The 19,274-nt window shown below is 64.9% G+C and carries 16 protein-coding genes; 8 read left to right on the top strand and 8 right to left on the bottom strand.

Features of this window, described 5'->3' with window-relative positions:
- Positions 1–891, bottom strand: coding sequence for a LysR family transcriptional regulator (locus tag API01S_RS25925; protein WP_006216282.1), 891 nt, complete (start codon positions 889–891; stop codon positions 1–3).
- A 384-nt stretch (positions 892–1,275) separates the two neighbouring features.
- On the opposite strand from API01S_RS25925, the gene API01S_RS25930 reads away from it, so the two are divergent.
- Positions 1,276–1,659, top strand: coding sequence for a DUF4148 domain-containing protein (locus tag API01S_RS25930; RefSeq protein ID WP_061306499.1), 384 nt, complete (start codon positions 1,276–1,278; stop codon positions 1,657–1,659).
- Positions 1,660–2,128: 469 nt separating this feature from the next.
- On the top strand, positions 2,129–3,241 hold the full coding sequence (locus API01S_RS25935; RefSeq protein ID WP_061306500.1) for a porin: 1,113 nt from the start codon (positions 2,129–2,131) through the stop codon (positions 3,239–3,241).
- Positions 3,242–3,403: 162 nt separating this feature from the next.
- Here API01S_RS25935 and ilvA read toward each other — a convergent pair whose 3' ends face one another.
- Positions 3,404–4,912: a threonine ammonia-lyase, biosynthetic gene (gene ilvA / locus API01S_RS25940; protein ID WP_006216278.1), complete on the bottom strand. Its 1,509-nt coding sequence runs from the start codon at positions 4,910–4,912 to the stop codon at positions 3,404–3,406.
- Between the two features lie 159 nt (positions 4,913–5,071).
- On the opposite strand from ilvA, the gene API01S_RS25945 reads away from it, so the two are divergent.
- Together API01S_RS25945 and API01S_RS25950 are read left to right on the top strand one after the other, a co-directional pair.
- A complete protein-coding gene (locus API01S_RS25945) occupies positions 5,072–5,608 on the top strand; it encodes a YqaA family protein (RefSeq protein WP_061306501.1) in 537 nt (178 codons plus the stop codon).
- A gap of 131 nt (positions 5,609–5,739) precedes the next feature.
- The gene (locus API01S_RS25950; protein WP_006216276.1) at positions 5,740–9,699 is read left to right on the top strand and encodes a DUF3683 domain-containing protein; all 3,960 of its coding nucleotides are present in this window, start codon (positions 5,740–5,742) and stop codon (positions 9,697–9,699) included.
- A gap of 115 nt (positions 9,700–9,814) precedes the next feature.
- Here the strand turns inward: API01S_RS25950 and API01S_RS25955 are convergent, their stop codons facing one another.
- Both API01S_RS25955 and API01S_RS25960 read right to left on the bottom strand, forming a co-directional pair.
- Positions 9,815–10,783 carry a Bug family tripartite tricarboxylate transporter substrate binding protein gene (locus API01S_RS25955; RefSeq protein WP_006216275.1) on the bottom strand — a complete coding sequence of 323 codons (969 nt, stop codon included), beginning with the start codon at positions 10,781–10,783 and terminating at the stop codon, positions 9,815–9,817.
- Between the two features lie 160 nt (positions 10,784–10,943).
- A complete protein-coding gene (locus API01S_RS25960) occupies positions 10,944–11,663 on the bottom strand; it encodes a YggS family pyridoxal phosphate-dependent enzyme (protein WP_061306502.1) in 720 nt (239 codons plus the stop codon).
- 200 nt (positions 11,664–11,863) lie between these two features.
- Between API01S_RS25960 and API01S_RS25965 the strand changes: the two genes are divergently transcribed.
- Positions 11,864–13,105: an aminotransferase-like domain-containing protein gene (locus API01S_RS25965; RefSeq protein WP_039883697.1), complete on the top strand. Its 1,242-nt coding sequence runs from the start codon at positions 11,864–11,866 to the stop codon at positions 13,103–13,105.
- A gap of 180 nt (positions 13,106–13,285) precedes the next feature.
- A complete protein-coding gene (locus tag API01S_RS25970) occupies positions 13,286–14,302 on the top strand; it encodes an amino acid ABC transporter substrate-binding protein (RefSeq protein ID WP_039882462.1) in 1,017 nt (338 codons plus the stop codon).
- 72 nt (positions 14,303–14,374) lie between these two features.
- Here the strand turns inward: API01S_RS25970 and API01S_RS25975 are convergent, their stop codons facing one another.
- The 3 genes from API01S_RS25975 to dprA all read right to left on the bottom strand — a co-directional run bounded on the left by API01S_RS25975 (position 14,375) and on the right by dprA (position 16,989).
- Positions 14,375–14,848, bottom strand: a complete 474-nt coding sequence (locus API01S_RS25975) for a membrane protein (RefSeq protein ID WP_006216270.1) — start codon at positions 14,846–14,848, stop codon at positions 14,375–14,377.
- Complete coding sequence (locus API01S_RS25980) at positions 14,845–15,753, bottom strand: hydroxymethylglutaryl-CoA lyase (RefSeq protein ID WP_006216269.1); 909 nt, start codon at positions 15,751–15,753, stop codon at positions 14,845–14,847. Before API01S_RS25980 ends, API01S_RS25975 begins: the two co-directional genes overlap by 4 nt.
- 123 nt (positions 15,754–15,876) lie before the next feature.
- Positions 15,877–16,989 carry a DNA-processing protein DprA gene (dprA, locus tag API01S_RS25985; RefSeq protein ID WP_061306503.1) on the bottom strand — a complete coding sequence of 371 codons (1,113 nt, stop codon included), beginning with the start codon at positions 16,987–16,989 and terminating at the stop codon, positions 15,877–15,879.
- 220 nt (positions 16,990–17,209) lie between these two features.
- Between dprA and def the strand changes: the two genes are divergently transcribed.
- The gene (def, locus tag API01S_RS25990) at positions 17,210–17,722 is read left to right on the top strand and encodes a peptide deformylase (RefSeq protein ID WP_006216267.1); all 513 of its coding nucleotides are present in this window, start codon (positions 17,210–17,212) and stop codon (positions 17,720–17,722) included.
- Between the two features lie 33 nt (positions 17,723–17,755).
- A complete protein-coding gene (gene fmt, locus API01S_RS25995; protein WP_061306504.1) occupies positions 17,756–18,697 on the top strand; it encodes a methionyl-tRNA formyltransferase in 942 nt (313 codons plus the stop codon).
- A 41-nt stretch (positions 18,698–18,738) separates the two neighbouring features.
- Here fmt and API01S_RS26000 read toward each other — a convergent pair whose 3' ends face one another.
- Positions 18,739–19,260, bottom strand: a complete 522-nt coding sequence (locus tag API01S_RS26000) for a class IV adenylate cyclase (protein WP_006216265.1) — start codon at positions 19,258–19,260, stop codon at positions 18,739–18,741.
- Between the last annotated feature and the right edge of the window lie 14 nt (positions 19,261–19,274).

A 19,274-nucleotide genomic window follows, 5' to 3' on the forward strand; every position in this document is an offset into this window, starting at 1 on the left:
CTACGAATCCGACAACCTGGGCTGGATGAAATCCAGAAACGCCTTCGTCTTGGCGGGCAGCATGCGCGAGGGCAGCAGCGCGAACAGCGGCAGCGGCGTGAGGCTCCAGTCGGGCAGCACGCGCACCAGTCCAGCTTGCTTGATGGCGCGTTCCATCGCATCGAAAACCAGCAGCGGCGTGATGCCCAGCCCCTGGCCCGCCAGCCGGCCCAGCATGCCGACGTTGTTCGCTGACAGCCGGCCCGACACCTGCACGCGTTCCACCTTGTCTCCGGAGTGCAGCATCCAGAAGGATGATTCTTCGCGCATGGTGGGGCGCAGGCATTCATGGTGCGCCAGGTCGGCGGGCACGCGCGGTTCACCATGGCGCGCCAGATAATCCGGCGACGCATACAGCTGGTGGGCCATCAGCACGATCTTGCGAGAAATCAGGCTGGAATCGGGCTGCTGGCCAAAGCGCAGGATCAAATCGAACGGATTGCTGATGGGATCGATCGGCCGCATGCTCAGATCGAAATCGCATTCGATATCGGGATGCTGTTCGCGGAATTCGCTGATGACGGCGGGCAGGAACAACTGCGCCAGGCTGGTCGGCAGCGAGATGCGCAAGCGCCCCTTGGGTTGCACCGCCATGTCCAGCAACTGGTCGTGCGCGATGCGCGCTTCTTCGACGATGTGCCGGCAACGCTCGAAATAAATGGCGCCGGCTTCGGTCAGATCGATCTTGCGCGTGCTGCGGTTCAGCAGCCGCATCCCCACGCTGCGTTCCAGTTCGCTGACGCGGCGCGACAGTGTGGATGTTGGAATGTTCAAGGCTTCGGCGGCGTGGCTGAAATTCTTGCGCTTGGCGACTTCGACAAAAAGCGCGATGTCGTTAAGCTGGATATCCATGTGGCCCTCAAGTCTCAAAATTCCATTTCTGGCAGGTTTGTATGATAAATGGATTTATTGTCCCGCCAGCTGAAATGTCTATTTCCACGGTAGCGGTGTACCGCTCGCGGATTGGGACGGCGCACATTTGCTTCAACGCCTTGCTGCAAGCTGAACGCCGGTAAGGCTTGCCACGCCTGGGGCTGCCTATGGACTGCGCAAAAATCGACCGCTATTTGCGGGATACAACGTGCAATTGTCCCATCAGTGCAAATATGTTCACCAAATTAAGGGTTTTTACTAGGCTCGAATTTCCAGATACTTCGTCCCAGCAATCAAACAGCCGCATCGCCGTTGCCATTCTGGCGCCGGACGCTGCGCAAGGTTTAGGATGGAGTCATCACAATGAAAGCCCTAGCAAGCGCACTCATGGTTACCGCAACCCTGGTTGGCATGTCCGCCGCCCACGCCGATGGCAAGACGCGTGAACAGGTCCAACAAGAACTTCAAGCTGCCAAGGCCGCCGGCCAGGTCACGTTTGGTGAACTGGATTACCCGCCCGCCACCGTGCAGCAAACCGGCCTGACCCGCGATCAGGTCCAGCAAGAATTGCAAAGCGCCAAGATCGCCGGCCAAGTCACCAGCGCTGAACTGGACTACCCGCCCAAGGCCGCCGTGTCGCAATCCGGTGGCAAGACGCGCGAACAAGTCCGCCAGGAATTGGCAGAAGCCAAGGCACGCGGCGAATACACCTTCGGTGAACTGGACTACCCGCCCAAGGGCAAGTAAGCCCCTGCATCGCCTGCCAGGCCAGCACGCGCAGCATCGCCGGTCACGAAATACCCCTTGAGACGCCGAGGGGTTTTTTTTCGCCGTCCCGGTACGCGGGGCATATGACGGAGCGCTTCAGTGTGGTGTTTTCGCCTCACAACTGGACGGGCAGGACAACAACTGCTTTCTGAAATGTTCGCATCGACGGGCAACTGCATACCGCGCCGGCAGCTATCACGAGCAAACATTCGCATTTGTTTTCAAGGTGTTAAGCCCGAAGCGGCAACGCGTCCCGCCTCTGCGGCGGACGCATTATCCCAACCATGGAAAGTAGTTCGTCGAAATCCGTGTTACTTCGCGTTGCAGCAGGCCGGACACTAGCGCCAGTGCAGTCGCCGCTTGCGGATTGCAGCGGCACGCAGCAGGCCCGTCTACCGGACGCGCCGCCGCGCATGCCTTTTCATCTCGCCATTTTGGGAACACTTTTATGAAGAAGACGCTATTGGCCGTTGCGTTGCTGGCAGGCTTTGCCAGCGCCGCGCAAGCCGCTGACTCCGTGACGCTGTACGGCTTGATCGACGCCGGTATCGGCTACGAGCAAGTGAAATTCAACGGTGTGAAGCAAAGCCGTATCGGCGGCGTCCAGGGCGTGAGCAGCGGCTCGCGCTTCGGCCTGCGCGGCACGGAAGACCTGGGCGACGGCCTGCGCGCCGTGTTCACCCTGGAAGGCGGCTTCGGCCCCATGAACGGCAAGTCGGCCCAGAACGGCCGCCTGTTCGGCCGTCAAGCCACGGTGGGCCTGGACAGCGATTCGTGGGGCCGCCTGGAATTCGGCCGCCAGACGAACCTGGCTTCGAAGTACTTCGGTTCCATCGACCCGTTCTCGATCAGCTACAACACCGCCAACATGGGCACGACGTTCGGCAGCGCCAACACGATGCGCCTGGACAACATGGTGCTGTATCAAACCCCCAGCCTGGGCGGTTTCAAGGCGGGCCTGGGCTACTCGTTCAGCGCCGATGACACCGTCAGCGACACCAAGCAGACCGGCTTTGCCACGGGCAACAACAACCGCGTGCTGACCGCCGGCGTGCAGTACGTCAACGGCCCGCTGAACCTGGCCGCTGCCTACGACCGCTTCGATCCGAGCAACGACCGCGTCGGCGGCAAGAGCGCGGCGCGCATTCGGGAATACATCGTCGGCGGTTCGTACGACTTTGAAGTCGTGAAGCTGTCGGCTGCATTCGGCCAGACGCGCGACGGCTGGTTCGTGGGCCAGAACATGGGCACGACGCCGGACGGCATGAACACGCTGGGTTCGTTCAAGCTGGCCGATGGCTTTCGCGCCAACTCGTACATGATCGGCGCCACCGTGCCGTTGGGCCGCCACGCCGTGTTCGGTTCGTGGCAGCGCGCCACCCCCGGCAACGACAAGTTGACGGGCGACGACGCCACGTTCAATGTCTACAGCCTGGGCTACACGTACGACTTCACCAAGCGCACCAATCTGTACGCGTACGCCTCGTATGGCGACAACTACGCGTTCCAGCACGACGCGCGCGACACCGCCGTCGCCGTCGGCGTGCGCCACCGTTTCTAAACGACAGAACGCCTGGCTGCGGCCCTGCCGAATGCGCGGTTTATCTCCGTAGACCGCCGAGTGACAGCGAACCCCCGCTTTCGGTTGCAGCCGGGCGTCCTTGACGCTCAGAAGGGAAGGGCCTCCAGATGGAGGCCCTCTCGCATTGTGGCGGCGCGCTTCCTACAGGAACAGCTTGTAGGCGGGGTTGTCGGTTTCGTTCCAGTGCGGATAGCCCAGCTCGGCGACGAAGGTGCGGAACTGTTTCTTGTCGGCGGGCGGGACCTGGATGCCGATCAGGATGCGGCCATAGTCGGCGCCCTGGTTGCGGTAGTGGAACAGGCTGATGTTCCAATCCGGATTCATCGCATTCAAAAAGCGCATCAGCGCGCCCGGACGTTCCGGGAATTCAAAGCGGTACAGCAACTCATTGCGCGCCAGTGTCGAGCGCCCGCCCACCATGTGACGCAGGTGCGTCTTGGCCATTTCGTCGTGGGTCAGGTCGAGCGTGTCAAAGCCGTGGCGACGGAAATTGGCGGCGATCTTGTCGGGCTCGGCGGCAGAGGACACCTGGATGCCCACGAACACGTGTGCGCGGTCCGCGTCGGAAATCCGATAGTTGAATTCCGTGACGCTGCGTTCGCCGACCAGTTCGCAAAAGCGGCGGAAGCTGCCGCGCTGTTCGGGCATGGTCACGGCGAAGACGGCTTCGCGCATTTCCCCCACTTCGGCGCGCTCGGCCACGAAGCGCAGGCGGTCGAAGTTCATGTTGGCGCCGCAGGCGATCGCCACCAGGGTCTTGCCTTTCAGGTTGTGCTCGGCCGCGTATTGCTTGGCGCCGGCCACCGCCATGGCGCCCGCCGGTTCCAGCACGCTGCGCGTGTCCTGGAATACGTCCTTGATCGCGGCGCAGATTGAATCCGTGTTCACCACCACGAAGTCGTCGACGTACTGGCGCGTGAGCTTGAAGGTTTCGGCGCCCACCATCTTGACGGCGGTGCCGTCCGAGAACAGCCCGACGTCATTGAGCTGAACACGACGCCCGGCCCGCACGCTGCGCAGCATGGCGTCGGAATCTTCGGTCTGCACGCCGATGATCTTGATCTCGGGACGCAGCTGCTTGATATAGGCGGCCACCCCGGAGATCAGCCCGCCGCCGCCGATGGCCACGAAGATGGCGTCGATCGGGCCGGGGTGCTGACGCAGGATCTCCATGCCCACCGTGCCCTGGCCCGCGATCACGTCGGGGTCGTCGAAGGGGTGCACGAAGGTCAGCTTTTCTTTCTTCTCAAGGATTTGCGCGTGCGCGTAGGCGTCGGTGAAGCTCTCGCCGGCCAGCACCACTTCGCCGCCAAGACGACGCACCGCGTCGACCTTTACCTGCGGGCTGGTCGTGGGCATGACGATGACGGCGCGGCAACCCAGGCGGCTGGCGGCCAGCGCCACGCCTTGGGCGTGGTTGCCCGCCGAGGCCGCGATCACGCCCCGGTTCAAGGCGGCCGGCGTCAGGTTGGCCATCTTGTTGTACGCCCCGCGCAGCTTGAAGCTGAACACGGCCTGGGTGTCTTCGCGCTTGAGCAGCACCGTGTTCGAAATTCGCGCGGATAGCTGCGGAGCGGTTTCCAGCGGCGATTCAACCGCCACGTCGTAAACCTTCGAAGTCAGGATGCGTTTCAGATAATCAGTGGACATGGACCCGCGCACAAGAGCAAAAGTGAGGACTGGGCGAGATTATTGCAGGGAAAGCCGCGTCGCCCGCAAGGTTTCTGGTGTCGATGCCGCTGCATGGACAGGCGCGGCCCGCTCAATTCCCGATCGTCATTCGACCGCGCGCGGCTACACTCGCTCCTCATGGAAGAAAGCCTTTTATCCGCTATTCACTGGCTGTTGGGAGTGCTGGCATTGCCCTCGGTGGGCCTGTCCGCCATTTTCACGGTATCGCTGATCTCCGCCACCTTGCTGCCGCTGGGTTCCGAGCCGGCGGTATTCGGCTTCATCAAGCTGGCGCCCGATATGTTCTGGCCGGCCATCCTGGTGGCGACGGTGGGCAATACCGTGGGCGGCGCGATCAGCTACTGGATGGGCCTGGGCGCTGAAAAGGCCTATCAGCGCTGGAAGGAAAAGCATCCGCACCCGCATCCCGACGCGACCGAGAGCGGGCGGATGCGCGGCCGCTGGAACGAACGCGCGCATGACTGGCTGCATCGCATGGGCCCGCCGGCCCTGCTCTTGTCCTGGCTGCCCGCCGTGGGCGACCCGCTGTGCGCCGTGGCCGGATGGCTGCGACTGTCGTTCTGGCCCTGCATGCTCTATATGGCCATCGGCAAATTCATGCGCTACCTGGTCATGACGGCCGGCCTGCTGTGGTTTTTCCCCGGGCAGATCTAGCGCTGACTTCGAACTTAATCGGGGACGGTACATGCCGTCTTCCCCGCGCTTTTGGTCGGCTTCCCAGGGGTATTTGGGGTCAAGTCCTGCCAATGGCATAAAATAATTTTTTATGGGCCCCTCTTGCCGCCATGAACGCCCCTCTCGCCAGCCACATCTTGAACGGGGCGATGCCGCCCGCGACTCCCGCGCGATTGCGCGAAATCCCCTACAACTACACGTCGTTTTCCGACCGCGAAATTGTCGGCCGGCTGTTGGGCGATGACGCCTGGAGCCTGCTTAGCGATCTGCGCGGCGAACGCCGTACAGGCCGCTCCGCGCGGATGCTGTACGAAGTGCTGGGCGATATCTGGGTGGTGCGCCGCAACCCCTACCTGCAGGACGACCTGCTGGACAACCCGAAGCGCCGCAAGCAGCTGATCGATGCGCTGCATCATCGCCTGAGCGAGATCGACCGCCGCCGCGAGCCGGGTTCGCCCACGGAAGAAGGCCACGATCCGCACCGCGACGAAAAGGTGGTGGGCCTGCTGGCCCGCGCCCGGTCCGCCATTGCTGCCTTCGAAGGTGAGTTCGACCAGACCACCATGATGCGCAAGCAAGCGCAGAAGGTGTTGGGCCGCATCACCGCGCGCGACAACATCAAGTTCGACGGCCTGTCGCGCGTGTCGCACGTGACGGACGCGACCGACTGGCGCGTGGAATACCCGTTCGTGGTGCTGACCCCCGACTCCGAAGACGAGATCGCCGCGCTGGTCACCGCCTGTATCGAGCTGGGCCTGACCATCGTCCCGCGCGGCGGCGGCACCGGCTACACGGGCGGCGCCATCCCGCTGACCTGGAAGTCGGCCGTCATCAATACCGAAAAATTCGACAAGCTGGGCAAGGTCGAGTCCTGTATCTTGCCCGGCCTGACCGAGCCCGTGGCCGTCATCCATGCCGGCGCAGGCGTCGTGACCAAGCGGGTGTCCGAAGCGGCCGAAGCCGCGGGCTTCGTCTTCGCCGTGGATCCCACGTCGGCCGAAGCGTCGTGCGTGGGCGGCAACATCGCCATGAACGCCGGCGGCAAGAAAGCCGTGCTGTGGGGCACCGCGCTGGACAACCTGGCCTGGTGGCGCATGGTCGATCCGGACGGCAACTGGCTGGAAGTCACCCGCCTGGACCACAACATGGGCAAGATCCATGACGTGGAGCTGGCCCGCTTCGAACTCAAGTGGTTCGATGGCAAGGGCAAGCCCGGCGAACGCCTGCTCAAGACCGAGACGCTGGAAATCAAGGGCCGCGTGTTCCGCAAGGAAGGGCTGGGCAAGGACGTCACCGATAAATTCCTGGCGGGCCTGCCGGGCATCCAGAAAGAAGGTTGCGACGGCCTGATCACGTCGGCGCGCTGGGTGCTGCACCGCATGCCGCGCCACACGCGCACGGTCTGCATGGAATTCTTCGGACAGGCGCGCGATGCCATCCCGTCGATTGTCGAGGTCAAGGGCTATCTGGACGGCGAAGGAAAAGCGCGTGGCGCCATCCTGGCCGGCTTGGAGCATCTGGACGAACGCTATCTGCGCGCGGTCGGCTACGCCACCAAGAGCAAGCGCGGCGTGCTGCCCAAGATGGTCCTGATCGGCGACATCGTCGGTGACGACGATGCCGCCGTGGCCGCCGCCGCCAGCGAAGTCGTGCGCCTGGCCAACACGCGCCACGGCGAAGGCTTCGTGGCCGTCAGCCCCGAGGCGCGCAAGAAATTCTGGCTGGACCGTTCGCGCACCGCCGCGATCGCGCGCCACACCAACGCCTTCAAGATCAACGAAGACGTGGTGATCCCGCTGCCCCGCATGGGCGAATACACGGATCACATCGAACGCATCAACATCGAGCTGTCCACGAGCAACAAGCTCAAGCTGCTGGGCGCGCTGGATGCCTACCTGTGCACGCCGCTGCCGGTGGGCAAGGCGGACGATGCCGACATCGAAAGCACGCGCGCCGAGGTGCTGGCTGAACGCACGCGCCAGGCGCTGGAGCTGCTGGGCGGCGTGCGCCAACGCTGGCAATGGCTGCTGGACAACCTGGACCTGCCGCTGGCGCAGGCGCTGCCTGAACTGCAAGGGCTGGGCCTGGGCGACGTGCACGCCACCCTGACCGACCGTCTGGCCGCGCAACCCACCGCGCGCGTGTTCGACGTGGTGCAGGACCGCACGATCCGCGTGTCCTGGAAGACGGAAGTGCTGGCTGGCCTGCAACGCGCGTTCTCGGGCGCGTCTTACAAGAAGATCGTTGACGAACTCATCGCCATCCACGGCCGTGTGCTGAAAAGCCGCGTGTTCGTGGCGCTGCACATGCACGCGGGCGACGGCAACGTGCACACCAACATCCCGGTCAACTCGGACGACTACGAAATGCTGCGCGAGGCCCATCAGGCCGTCGACCGCATCATGCAGATCGCCCGCGACCTGGACGGCGTGATCTCCGGCGAACACGGCATCGGCCTGACCAAGTACGAGTTCCTGACGGAAGCCGAACTGGCCCCGTTCCAGGACTACAAGCGCCGCGTCGATCCCAACGGCCACTTCAACGCCGGCAAGCTGATGCCCGGCGCCGACCTGCGCCACGCCTGGACGCCCAGCTTCAACCTGATGGGCCACGAGTCGCTGATCATGCAGCAAAGCGACATCGGCGCAATCTCGGAGTCGATCAAGGACTGCCTGCGTTGCGGCAAGTGCAAGCCGGTGTGCGCCACCCACGTGCCGCGCGCCAACCTGCTGTATTCGCCCCGCAACAAGATCCTGGCGACGTCCTTGCTGGTCGAAGCCTTCCTGTACGAAGAGCAGACCCGGCGCGGCGTCAGCCTGAAGCACTGGGAAGAATTCGAGGACGTGGCCGACCACTGCACGGTCTGCCACAAGTGCTACAACCCCTGTCCGGTCGATATCGACTTTGGCGACGTGTCGATGAACATGCGCGCCGTGCTGCGCCGCATGGGCCGCAAGTCGTTCAACCCGGGCACGGCCAGCGCGATGTTCTTTTTGAACGCCAAGGACCCGGCCACCATCAACGCCACCCGCAAGGCGATGGTGGGCGTGGGCTACAAGGTGCAGCGCGCGGCGCATGACCTGTTCTCGGGCCTGGTCAAGAAGCAGACGGCCAAGCCGCCCGCCACCGTCGGCAAGCCGCCGCTGCGCGAGCAGGTCATTCACTTCGTGAACAAGAAGATGCCGGGCGGCTTGCCCAAGCAGGCGGCGCGCAAGCTGCTGGACATCGAAGACGCCAACTACGTGCCGATCATCCGCGACCCCAAGGGCACGACGGCCGACACGGAAGCGGTGTTCTATTTCCCGGGTTGCGGTTCAGAACGCCTGTTCTCGCAAGTGGGGCTGGCGACCCAGGCGATGCTCTGGCACGCCGGCGTGCAGACCGTGCTGCCTCCGGGCTACCTGTGCTGCGGCTATCCCCAGCGCGGCAACGGCATGACGGACAAGGCCGAGCAGATCATCACCGACAACCGCGTGCTGTTCCACCGGGTCGCCAATACGCTGAACTACCTGGATATCAAGACGGTGGTGGTCAGCTGCGGCACCTGTTATGACCAGCTGGCGGGGTATGAATTCGACAAGATCTTCCCCGGCTGCCGCCTGATCGACATCCATGAATACCTGCTGGAAAAGGGTATCAAGCTGGAAGGCGCCAAGGGCGTGCGCTACATGTATCACGACCCCTGCCACACCCCGATGAAGCTGCAAGAGCCCATGAAGACGGTGCGCGCGCTGGTGGGCGACGAGGCCATCAAGAGCGACCGTTGCTGCGGCGAATCGGGCACGCTGGCGGTGAGCCGGCCGGACATCTCCACGCAGGTTCGTTTCCGCAAGCAGGAAGAGTTGCTCAAGGGCGACGCCGCGCTGCGTGGCGACGGCTTCACCGGCGATGTGAAGGTGCTGACGTCGTGCCCGTCTTGCCTGCAAGGCTTGTCGCGCTATGAAGGCGACACCAAGATGGAAGCGGATTACATCGTCGTCGAGATGGCCCGCCATATCCTGGGCGAAGGCTGGATGGAAGACTACGTCAAGCGCGCCAACGCAGGCGGTATCGAGCGCGTGCTGGTGTAAGGCGCGGCGCGCGTCGGGGCGAATCTCTTTGCCCTGGCCGCGCGTAACCGACCCGGATGGGCCAAAAAAAACCCGCGTTCAGCGATGAACGCGGGTTTTTCATTGTCTTGCCGGATCACTCAAGCTTGATGTTCGCCTTCTTGATCACGTCGGCCCAGGCGCTGCGCTCCTGTTCGGCGTAGGCCTTGAAGTCCTGCGCGGACATCGGCATCGGGATCACGCCCATGTCGAGCATCTTCTGCGACACGGCGGGGCTTTTCAGCGTGGCGTCCAGATCGGCCGACAGCTTTTTCACCACGGCTTCCGGCAAGCCGGCCGGGCCGACCAGGCCTTGCCAGGCGTAAGCCGTGAAGTTGGCCACGCCTTGTTCGGCCATCGTCGGCGTGTCCGGCAGCACCGACACGCGTTCCGGCGTGGCGGCGGCCAGCACGCGCAGCTTGCCGGCCTTGACGTTGGGCAGCCCCGAGGCCAGGTCGATGAACATCACGTCCACCTGTCCGCCCAGCAGATCCTGAATGGCGGGCGCCGCGCCCTTGTAGGGCACGTGCAGCAGGTTGGCGCCCGTGCGCTGCTTGAACAGCTCAAGCGCCAGATGGTGGGGCGAGCCCGCGCCGGCGGATGCCGCCGTCAGTTTGCCCGGCTCTTTCTTGGCGGCGGCCAGCACGTCTTCGACCGTCTTGTAGGGCGAATTCACGTTCACGGCCAGCAGCAGCGGAAACTTGGCGATGCCGCCGATGTAGGTGAACTTGGCCGGGTCGTAGGACAGCTTGGCGTAGAGCGACGAATTGAACGCCAGGGTGCCCGAGTCCGCCGTGCCGACCATGTAGCCATTGGGTTCGGCTTGGGCGATGGCGGTGGCGCCGATGATGGTGGCCGCGCCGGGGCGGTTTTCCACCACGATGGTCTGACCCAGGGACTTTTCAAGGCCGCTGGCGACCGTGCGCGCGACCACGTCGGAGCCGCCGCCAGCCGGGTACGGCACGATCCAGCGGACGGGTTGGGTGGGCCAGGATTGGGCGGATGCCGTGGCGGTGGCCAACGACAGGGCAGCCAGCGCCAACAGGCGCCGTGCGGAATGTTGCATGGGGTGTCTCCTCGTGCGGGATCAAAGATTGAGCGCGACGCTGCCGGTCGTGTTCTGCGCCGTCAGTCCGCGTCGCTATTTTTTGCGCAGCCATTATGCTCGCGTTCCCAGCGAAAAGGGGGCCGCGTGGCCCCCTGTTTTCCCGCATCAACGCGCCTGTCTACTGCGCGTCGGGGTAGGTGCGCGCGCCGAAAATCGCGGTGCCGATGCGCACTTCCGTCGAGCCTTCCTCGATGGCCAGTTCGAAGTCGCCGCTCATGCCCATCGACAGGCGGTCCAGCGAAACGCCCTCGATGTTTTCCGCCCGTAGGCTGTCACGCAGCGTGCGCAAGGCGCGAAAGCAGGCCCGCACGGCGTCGGGATCGGGCGAATTGACCGCCAGCGTCATCAGGCCCTGCACGCGCAGCGTCGGAAATTCCGCCGCGATGCGGCGCAGGAACGCGGACACGTCTTCCGGGGCCATGCCGAACTTGCTGGGCTCGGTGGACGTCTTCACCTGGACCAGCACGTCCAGGGTGCGGCCTTCGTTCAGCAGGCGGCGGTGCAATGCTTCTGCCAGGTCGACGCGGTCCAGCGATTGCACCTCGTCGGCGTCGCGCGCGGCGTCCTTGGCCTTGTTGGTCTGTAGATGGCCGATCAGCACCCATTGCAGGCCCTGGCCGGCCAGGGCGGCGGCCTTCTGCCGCAGTTCCTGGGTCTTGTTCTCGCCAAAGCGGGTCATGCCCAGCGCCATGGCTTCGCGGATCGCGTCCACCTCGAAGGTCTTGCTGACCGGCAGCAGCACCACGCTGTCCGGGCTGCGTCCGGCGCGCGCGCAGGCGTCGGCAATGCGTTGGTGGATGCGGGCGATGCGCCCGGCCATGGTGTCTTGGACGGTCATGCAGCTCTCTTGCAGGAACAGGATGTCCCATAGTGTAGGACCCCGCGCGATCGTTTCGCCACACGTGGTGTGACGGTCGTTGACCCTGCGTAATACGCAGGCTTAGAATTTGCGGAGATTTGTTTATATTTCAATGTTCTATGCCCTCCGGCGCCGCCCCAGCGGGCGACACGGTCTTCCACCTTCCCCAGTCTCCCGCCATGTCCAGCGCTGCGCCAGAATACGCCTTTGCCACGCCTTTCCTGAATCCCCCCGCCTCTCCCATCCGATCGCTCATGCCGTATGCCTTGCGGCCCGGCACGATTTCGCTGGCTGGCGGCTATCCTGCGCAAGAATTGTTCGACGTCGAGGGCTTGTCGATCGCCTCCAACCAGGTCCTGTCACGCCTGGGCGCCTGCCTGCAATATTCCAATATCGACGGGCAGGCCAGCCTGCGCAACGAACTGGCGCGCCTGTCCGCCGCGCGCGGCCTGCATTGCAACGCCGACACCGAGCTGGTTGTCACGGGCGGATCGCAGCAAGCGCTGGCGTTGCTGACCCGCGTGATGCTGCAACCGGGCGATCACGCCATCATTGAATCGCCGGCCTTCCCCAATTCTGTCCAGGCCCTGCGCTACACCGGCGCCACCGTGCACACCGTGGCCTCGGGGCCGGACGGCATCGACGTGGACGCGCTGGATGAGCTGGCCGCGCGGGTCAAACCCAAGATGGTTTGCGTGGTGGCCTCGTTCTCGAACCCGTGCGGCGCGACCATTTCGCGTCAGCGCCGCCTGCGTTTGCTGGAGCTGGCCGTCAAACATCGCTTCCTGATCGTTGAAGACGACCCCTACAGCGAATTGCGCTTTGCCGGCGAGGCGGTGCCCCCCATCGCGGCGCTGGCCGAAGGCGAAGCGCGCCACTGGGCGGTGTACCTGGCCAGCATGTCCAAGACCATGGCGCCGGCGCTGCGCATCGGTTGGCTGATCGCCCCGCCCGAAATCCGTCGCCGCTGCGTCAGCGCCAAGGCGGCCGACGACATGGCCTCATCGGCGTGGATCCAGGAAGTGGTGGCGCAGTATCTGGCCAATGGCCGCTACGACGAGCATGTGCCGCGCATCCGCGCTGCCTATGGCCTGCGTTGCGACGCGATGGCCGAGTCGCTGGCCCGTGAACTGGACGGCCGCGTCAGCTTCAGCAAGCCCGAGGGCGGCATGTTCTTCTGGGCGCGCCTGACGGGCGATGTCGACGCTACGCGCCTGCTGCCCTACGCCATCGAACATGAAGTGGTCTACGTTCCGGGCAAGGCGTTCTACGCCAATGCCGAGCAGGCCGACCTGTTTGCCATGCGCATGTCGTTCGCCACCATGAACGAGGCGGAAATCGCCCAGGGCATGGTGCGCCTGGGCCGCGCGCTGGACGCGTGCCAAGCCAACGAACCCGTGTCGATTTCGTTGGCCGCCTGATCGCGGACAAGGCCGAGCGGCGTCGGCCTGTTTAAGCTTGGCCCACCGGCTCGCGCCCGACATCCCGGAGCGCGAGCGGTCATACCTAAATAAGCGCTTGTTATTTGGCGCGGGCGCTTCATGTCTATAAGCTTCTTGCCTCGGCGCGTCCGCGCGCCCGGCTTAACAGGAATCCAGGTCATGAACATTGCAAAAGGGTTGATGGGCGCGGCGCTCTTGATGGCGGCGGCGCAAGGCGCGCAGGCGGCAACGGTGGACGTCGTGCGTCAGCGTGGCGCCGTGGCTTGCGGCACGACCACGGGCTTTGCGGGTTTCTCCGCGCCCGACGCGCAAGGCAAGTGGCAAGGGCTGGACGTGGACCTATGCCGCGCCATTGCGGCAGCGGTGTTCGGCGACGCGAACAAGATCAAGGTGGTGCCCTTGAACTCGCAGCAGCGCTTTACCGCGTTGCAATCGGGTGAAGTGGACGTGCTGACGCGCAACACCACGGTCACGCAGCAGCGCGACACCGCGCTGGGCATCATCCACGCCGGCATCAATTTCTACGATGGCCAGGGTTTCCTGGTGCCGAAGTCCTTGGGCGTGAAAAGCGCCAAAGAGATCAACGGCGCCACCATCTGCCTGCAAACCGGCACGTCCAACGAGAACACGCTGGCCGACTGGGCCCGCGCCAACAACGTCACGTACAAGCCGGTGGTGATCGAAACATTCAACGAAGTGGTCAACGCCTTCGCGGCGGGCCGCTGCGATGTGTTCTCGACGGACGCCTCGGGGCTGGCGTCGATCCGCATCTCGAAGCTGCAAAATCCTGACGACTACGTGGTGCTGCCCGAGATCATCTCGAAAGAACCGCTGGGTCCGTTCGTGCGGCAGGGCGACGATAAGTGGTTGAACATCGTGCGCTGGTCGCTGTCGGCAATGATCGAGGCCGAGGAATACGGCGTCACGTCCAAGAACGTCGACGAGCAGCTCAACAGCGCCAATCCCAACATCAAGCGCATCTTGGGCGTGACGCCCGGCGGCGGCGCGAACCTGGGGCTGGACGAGAAGTGGGCCTACAACATCGTCAAGCAGGTGGGCAATTACGGCGAGAGCTTTGATCGCAACGTCGGCGAGGGCAGCCCGCTGAAGATCAAGCGCGGGCTCAATGCGCAATGGACGCAGGGCGGTTTGATGTACGCGTTGCCGATCCGCTGATCGTCAGCGTTGCGCGGTGAGCCCGCGATGGGCTTTCCGCGCGTTGTATTCGATGAAGTCCCGGGGGGGGCGTCAGCCGCGTCGATACAGCTGCGCGATCTTCACGAACGCCGTACGCAGTTCGCGCGTGCCGCCCTGCAGGATGACGGGCTTGCCCCGATGCGTGAATATCACCAGCCGCTTGGAAAACAGCATGGGCACGAAGCGCGCGTAGCGCACGTCTTCCCAGGCGACTTCGCGGCGGGTGAACCAGGACTGGCGCAGCCCGCGCTCGTCGATCGTCGTGATCGACGTCTGCATGTGCCAGGACACGAACAGCAGCCCCACGAAACACAGCACCACCACCACCGCCAGCACCGTATCGAACGGCTGCGCGGGCGCGCGGATGGCGGTGGTCACCACCTGCACGCCCAGCACGGCCAGGATGACCCATGCCAGGATGCGCACCCAGTCGGGCCATGCCTGGCCCGACAGCGGCAACGGGCCGATCTCGCGCAGCAAGGCCGCGCGCTCTTCAAGGGAAGGGGCAGGGCCAGGCGAGGTCATGCCGCCCGTTTGGCCGCGATGGCGTTGCCCGCGCGGCTGGAACCCTTGCGGTTCAGGTTGGCCGACATCCACTGGCCGATATCGACCACGGCGTCGAAGTCAACGCCAGTGTCGATGTCCAGGCCGCGCAGCATGTACAGCACGTCTTCGGTGGCGACGTTGCCGGTGGCGCCCTTGGCGTACGGGCAGCCGCCCAGGCCGGCGACAGACGTATGGAAGATCGAGATGCCGGTTTCCAGCGCGGCCAGGATGTTGGCCAGCGCCTGGCCATAGGTGTCGTGGAAGTGGCCGGACACGCGCGCCGGGTCCACGACGCGCGTCACGGCGGTCATGACGTCGCGCACGAGTTGCGGGGTGCCGACGCCGATGGTGTCGGCCACGTCGATTTCATCGACCTGCATCGCCAGATAGCGCTGCGCGACATCGACCACGGATTCGATGGGGACCTCGCCCTGGTACGGACAGCCCAGTGCGCAGCTGATGCTGCCGCGCACGCGGATGCCGGCTTCGCGCGCGGCCTGCACCACGGGTTCGAAGCGGGCGATGGATTCCGCGATGGAGCAGTTGATGTTCTTTTGCGAGAACGCTTCGCTGGCCGCGCCGAAGATGACGATTTCATCCGCGCCGGCGGCGAGTGCGCCTTCGAAGCCCTTCATGTTGGGCGTCAGCACCGAGTAGATCGTGCCCGGCCGGCGCTCGATGCGCGCCATGACGTCGGCCCCGTCGGCCATCTGCGGCACCCACTTGGGCGATACGAACGACGCGGCTTCCACGTTGGGAAAGCCTGCGGCGGACAGGCGGTTGATCAGCTCGACCTTGATGTCGGTCGGCACGAATTCCTTTTCATTCTGCAGACCGTCGCGGGGCGACACTTCGACGATCTTCACGCGGGAGGGCAAAGCCATGTCTCTTCCTGGTTCGATATTGGGTGACGCGGCGCGCAACGCTGCGGCGCCATCGACAATAGTAGCGCCATCGCTATGCAGAGGGCGTGTGCGGTTTCCCGGGCGTGGGTCGCTCGGATGACCCTACTTCAAACGTTGGTAGCGGCCGTCATCCAGACGGGCGAGCCGGCCCTGCAATTCCAGCTCGACCAGCTGCGCCTGTAGCGCGTCGATGGTGATGCCCGAGCGCGCGAAGATGGCGTCCAGGTGCAGCGGGTCGTAGCCCATGGCGTCCAGCACGGGGTGATCGGGCAGCGCCGGGGGCGCGGGCGGCGCGCGGCGGTTGATCGGGGTGGGGCCGCCGCCCAGCTCGTCGGTGATATCGGCGGCGGTTTCCACCAGCTTGGCGCCCTGGCGGATCAGCGCATGGCAGCCGCGCGACAAGGGCGAATGGATGGACCCGGGAATGGCGAATACTTCGCGCCCGCTTTCGCCGGCCAGCCGCGCCGTGATGAGCGAGCCGCTTTGCTTGGCGGCTTCCACCACCAGCACCCCGCGCGCCAGCCCGGCCACGATGCGATTGCGTTTCGGAAAGTGCGGCGGCAGCGCGCCCGTGCCCAATGGAAATTCAGACACCAGCGCGCCGTGCGCCGCGATGCGGTGAGCAAGCTCGCGGTGGCGGGCGGGATAGATGCGGTCGATGCCCGTGCCCATGACGGCGACGGTGCCCGCGCCTTCGGGGCCGGCGTCCAGCGCCCCTTCGTGCGCGGCGGCATCAATGCCCAGGGCCAGGCCACTGACCACGCGCCAGCCATGGCCCGCCAGGTGGCGGGCGAAGGCGCGCGCGGTTTCCTGGCCTCCGGGCGTGGCGTTGCGCGCGCCGACCACCGCCAACGACGGGCCTTGCAGGTAGGCGGGGTCGCCCGCCACATAGAGCAGGATCGGCGGGTCGGCAATCGTCAGCAGGCTTTGCGGATAGGTCGGGTCAGCCAGCGTCACGATGTGGCGACCCGGCGCCACCACCCATTGCAGCGCGGCTTCCACCTGTGCGGCCATGTCCGCCGGCATGGGCGCGGCCAGTTGGCGCGCCAGCGCCTCGGGCAGATGACGGACCAGGGCGGTGGCCCGTTGCGCGTAGATCTGCTCGGGCATACCCAGTGCGCTCAATAACGTACAGGCGGTGGCGGATCCGACATTCGGTTCCAGGGACAGCCGCAACCAGGCGGACAGTTCGGCGGAAGTATGGGCTAGCGGCATGTGACGGGCGCGTCGGATGGGAGCGTCAAGAGTGGGCAAGTGTCGCATGCAAGGCGAGATGCGTGCCGGCCGGGCAGGGACGGATCGGTCACGCGCGAGCCTGCAGGAACCGGGGACGCAGCATGCCGGCAATGCCCGGATTAGCCGAAAACTATTAGAAATCAAGACTCTAATGAATTAAACTCTTACCCAAGCATCAATTACTGGCGATCCCTTTTCAATGGCTTTACTTCCTATCCTTCGCTACCCGGACCCGCGCTTGCACAAGAAAGCCAAGCCGGTAGCCGAAGTCGACGACCGCATCCGTCAACTGGTTCGCGACATGGCTGAAACCATGTACGACGCGCCCGGCGTCGGCCTGGCCGCAACCCAGGTCGATGTGCATGAACGCGTGGTCGTGATCGACGTGTCCGAGGACAGCAACGAACTGCTCGCACTGATCAATCCCGAGATCACCTGGCGCAGCGACGATCACAAGATCTACGAAGAAGGGTGTCTGTCGGTGCCCGGCATCTACGACGAAGTCGAACGCGCGTCGCGCATCCGCTGCAAGGCGCTCGATATCGACGGCAAGCCCTTCGAATTCGAAGCCGACGGCCTGTTGGCCGTGTGCGTCCAGCACGAGCTGGACCACCTTGAAGGCAAGGTCTTCGTCGAATACCTGTCCAACCTCAAGCAGAACCGCATCAAGACCAAGCTGAAGAAGGCCGAGCGCGAAGCGCTGCGCGACTGATTCCCGTTTTTTGACTTTTTGGTCTGACTCCCCATGCGCCTAGTTTTTGCCGGCACGCCGGAATTCGCCCGTATCGCCTTTGACGCCTTGCGGGCTGCGGGTCACGACATTGCCCTGGTAATGACCCAGCCCGACCGGCCCGCCGGTCGCGGCCTGAAGCTGACGCCCAGCCCGGTCAAGCAGGCCGCGCTGGACGCCGGCATTCCCGTTGCCCAGCCGCGCAGCCTGCGGCTGGACGGGCGCTATCCCGACGAGGCCGCCGAGGCCCGCGCGTTGCTGGAGCAGGTTGCGCCCGACGTGATGGTGGTGGCGGCGTATGGATTGATCCTGCCGCAATGGGTGCTGGGCCTGCCGCGCCTGGGCTGCCTGAACATCCACGCCAGCCTGTTGCCGCGCTGGCGCGGCGCCGCGCCGATTCAGCGCGCGATCGAAGCCGGCGATGCGCAGACGGGCGTGACCATCATGCAGATGGATCAGGGCCTGGACACGGGCGACATGCTGCTGGAAGTCGTGGTGCCGATTGGCGCGGACACCGATGCCGCACAGCTGCACGACGCCCTGGCGGCGGCGGGCGGCCAGGCCATCGTGCAAGCGCTGGACGCCTTGGAAAAAGACGGCCTTACGCCTCGCAAGCAACCCGAAGCCGGCGTGACCTATGCCGCCAAGCTGGACAAGGCCGAAGCAGCGCTGGACTGCACGCAGCCCGCGCAACTGCTCGCGCGCCGCGTGCGCGCCTTCAACCCCGTGCCCGGCGCCAGCATCCGCTTGCCGGGCCTGCCTGACCCGGTCAAGGTCTGGCGCGCGCAGGCGCTGGAAGGCGCGGCGACGGCCGAGCCGGGCAGCGTGTTGCGCGCGGACGGGCAGGGCATCGACATTGCTTGCGGCGATGGCGTGCTGCGCTTGCTGGAATTGCAGAAGGCTGGCGGCAAGCGCCAGCCTGTCGATGTATTCGTGCGCGGCTGGCAGCCTGCTTGAAGCGAGCGAGCGAGCGGGCTGCGCGCAGCCGGCCTGAACGTTCAGGCCCGCGCGGTGCCCGCCAGCAGGTCCAGGTAGGCGCCCGGCACCAATTGCGTGGGCGCGACGCCCAGGCTCGACATCAAGGTGCGGGCTTCTTCATAGCCGGCGTCGGCGCTCTCGCCGTCGCGCAGCACGACTTCCAACTCCAGGAATTCTCCCAGGCCTTCGACCCGGTCCAGATGGATGCGGGTGCGCCCCGCCATGAACACGACGCGGTGTTTCTTCACCCGGCCAATCGCACCATACGCTAGCGTCAGGGTCTCGCGCAGCGTGTCGGGCGCGTCGGTGGGCGAAATGGAATAGAAGCTTTCCTTCGGGCCCGCTTCGTCGGCGCGTCGATAGAAAATCAGCTCGCCCGTGCCATCGGCAAACGCCCGCAGCTTCAAGCGCCCGTGGGTGCAGGTGAAAAAGGTGTCGTCCTGCTCAAGCGATACCGGTTCCTGGCCGGACAGGGCGGCGGCCAAGGGTTCCAGCACGGCCAGGCTATCGACCCTGGCCTTGATTTCGACGTTACGAGCCATGGCAAGAACCTCGG

This window comes from Achromobacter piechaudii NBRC 102461, assembly GCF_001571245.1.
Lineage (GTDB): Bacteria > Pseudomonadota > Gammaproteobacteria > Burkholderiales > Burkholderiaceae_B > Achromobacter > Achromobacter piechaudii.

Bases quoted from the DNA above. Each gene is read 5' to 3' on its own strand.
- API01S_RS25925 (WP_006216282.1), bottom strand. From the start codon at position 891: ATGGATATCCAGCTTAACGACATCGCGCTTTTTGTCGAAGTCGCCAAG.
- API01S_RS25930 (WP_061306499.1), top strand. From the start codon at position 1,276: ATGAAAGCCCTAGCAAGCGCACTCATGGTTACCGCAACCCTGGTTGGC.
- API01S_RS25935 (WP_061306500.1), top strand. From the start codon at position 2,129: ATGAAGAAGACGCTATTGGCCGTTGCGTTGCTGGCAGGCTTTGCCAGC.
- ilvA (WP_006216278.1), bottom strand. From the start codon at position 4,912: ATGTCCACTGATTATCTGAAACGCATCCTGACTTCGAAGGTTTACGAC.
- API01S_RS25945 (WP_061306501.1), top strand. From the start codon at position 5,072: ATGGAAGAAAGCCTTTTATCCGCTATTCACTGGCTGTTGGGAGTGCTG.
- API01S_RS25950 (WP_006216276.1), top strand. From the start codon at position 5,740: ATGAACGCCCCTCTCGCCAGCCACATCTTGAACGGGGCGATGCCGCCC.
- API01S_RS25955 (WP_006216275.1), bottom strand. From the start codon at position 10,783: ATGCAACATTCCGCACGGCGCCTGTTGGCGCTGGCTGCCCTGTCGTTG.
- API01S_RS25960 (WP_061306502.1), bottom strand. From the start codon at position 11,663: ATGACCGTCCAAGACACCATGGCCGGGCGCATCGCCCGCATCCACCAA.
- API01S_RS25965 (WP_039883697.1), top strand. From the start codon at position 11,864: ATGTCCAGCGCTGCGCCAGAATACGCCTTTGCCACGCCTTTCCTGAAT.
- API01S_RS25970 (WP_039882462.1), top strand. From the start codon at position 13,286: ATGAACATTGCAAAAGGGTTGATGGGCGCGGCGCTCTTGATGGCGGCG.
- API01S_RS25975 (WP_006216270.1), bottom strand. From the start codon at position 14,848: ATGACCTCGCCTGGCCCTGCCCCTTCCCTTGAAGAGCGCGCGGCCTTG.
- API01S_RS25980 (WP_006216269.1), bottom strand. From the start codon at position 15,753: ATGGCTTTGCCCTCCCGCGTGAAGATCGTCGAAGTGTCGCCCCGCGAC.
- dprA (WP_061306503.1), bottom strand. From the start codon at position 16,989: ATGCCGCTAGCCCATACTTCCGCCGAACTGTCCGCCTGGTTGCGGCTG.
- def (WP_006216267.1), top strand. From the start codon at position 17,210: ATGGCTTTACTTCCTATCCTTCGCTACCCGGACCCGCGCTTGCACAAG.
- fmt (WP_061306504.1), top strand. From the start codon at position 17,756: ATGCGCCTAGTTTTTGCCGGCACGCCGGAATTCGCCCGTATCGCCTTT.
- API01S_RS26000 (WP_006216265.1), bottom strand. From the start codon at position 19,260: ATGGCTCGTAACGTCGAAATCAAGGCCAGGGTCGATAGCCTGGCCGTG.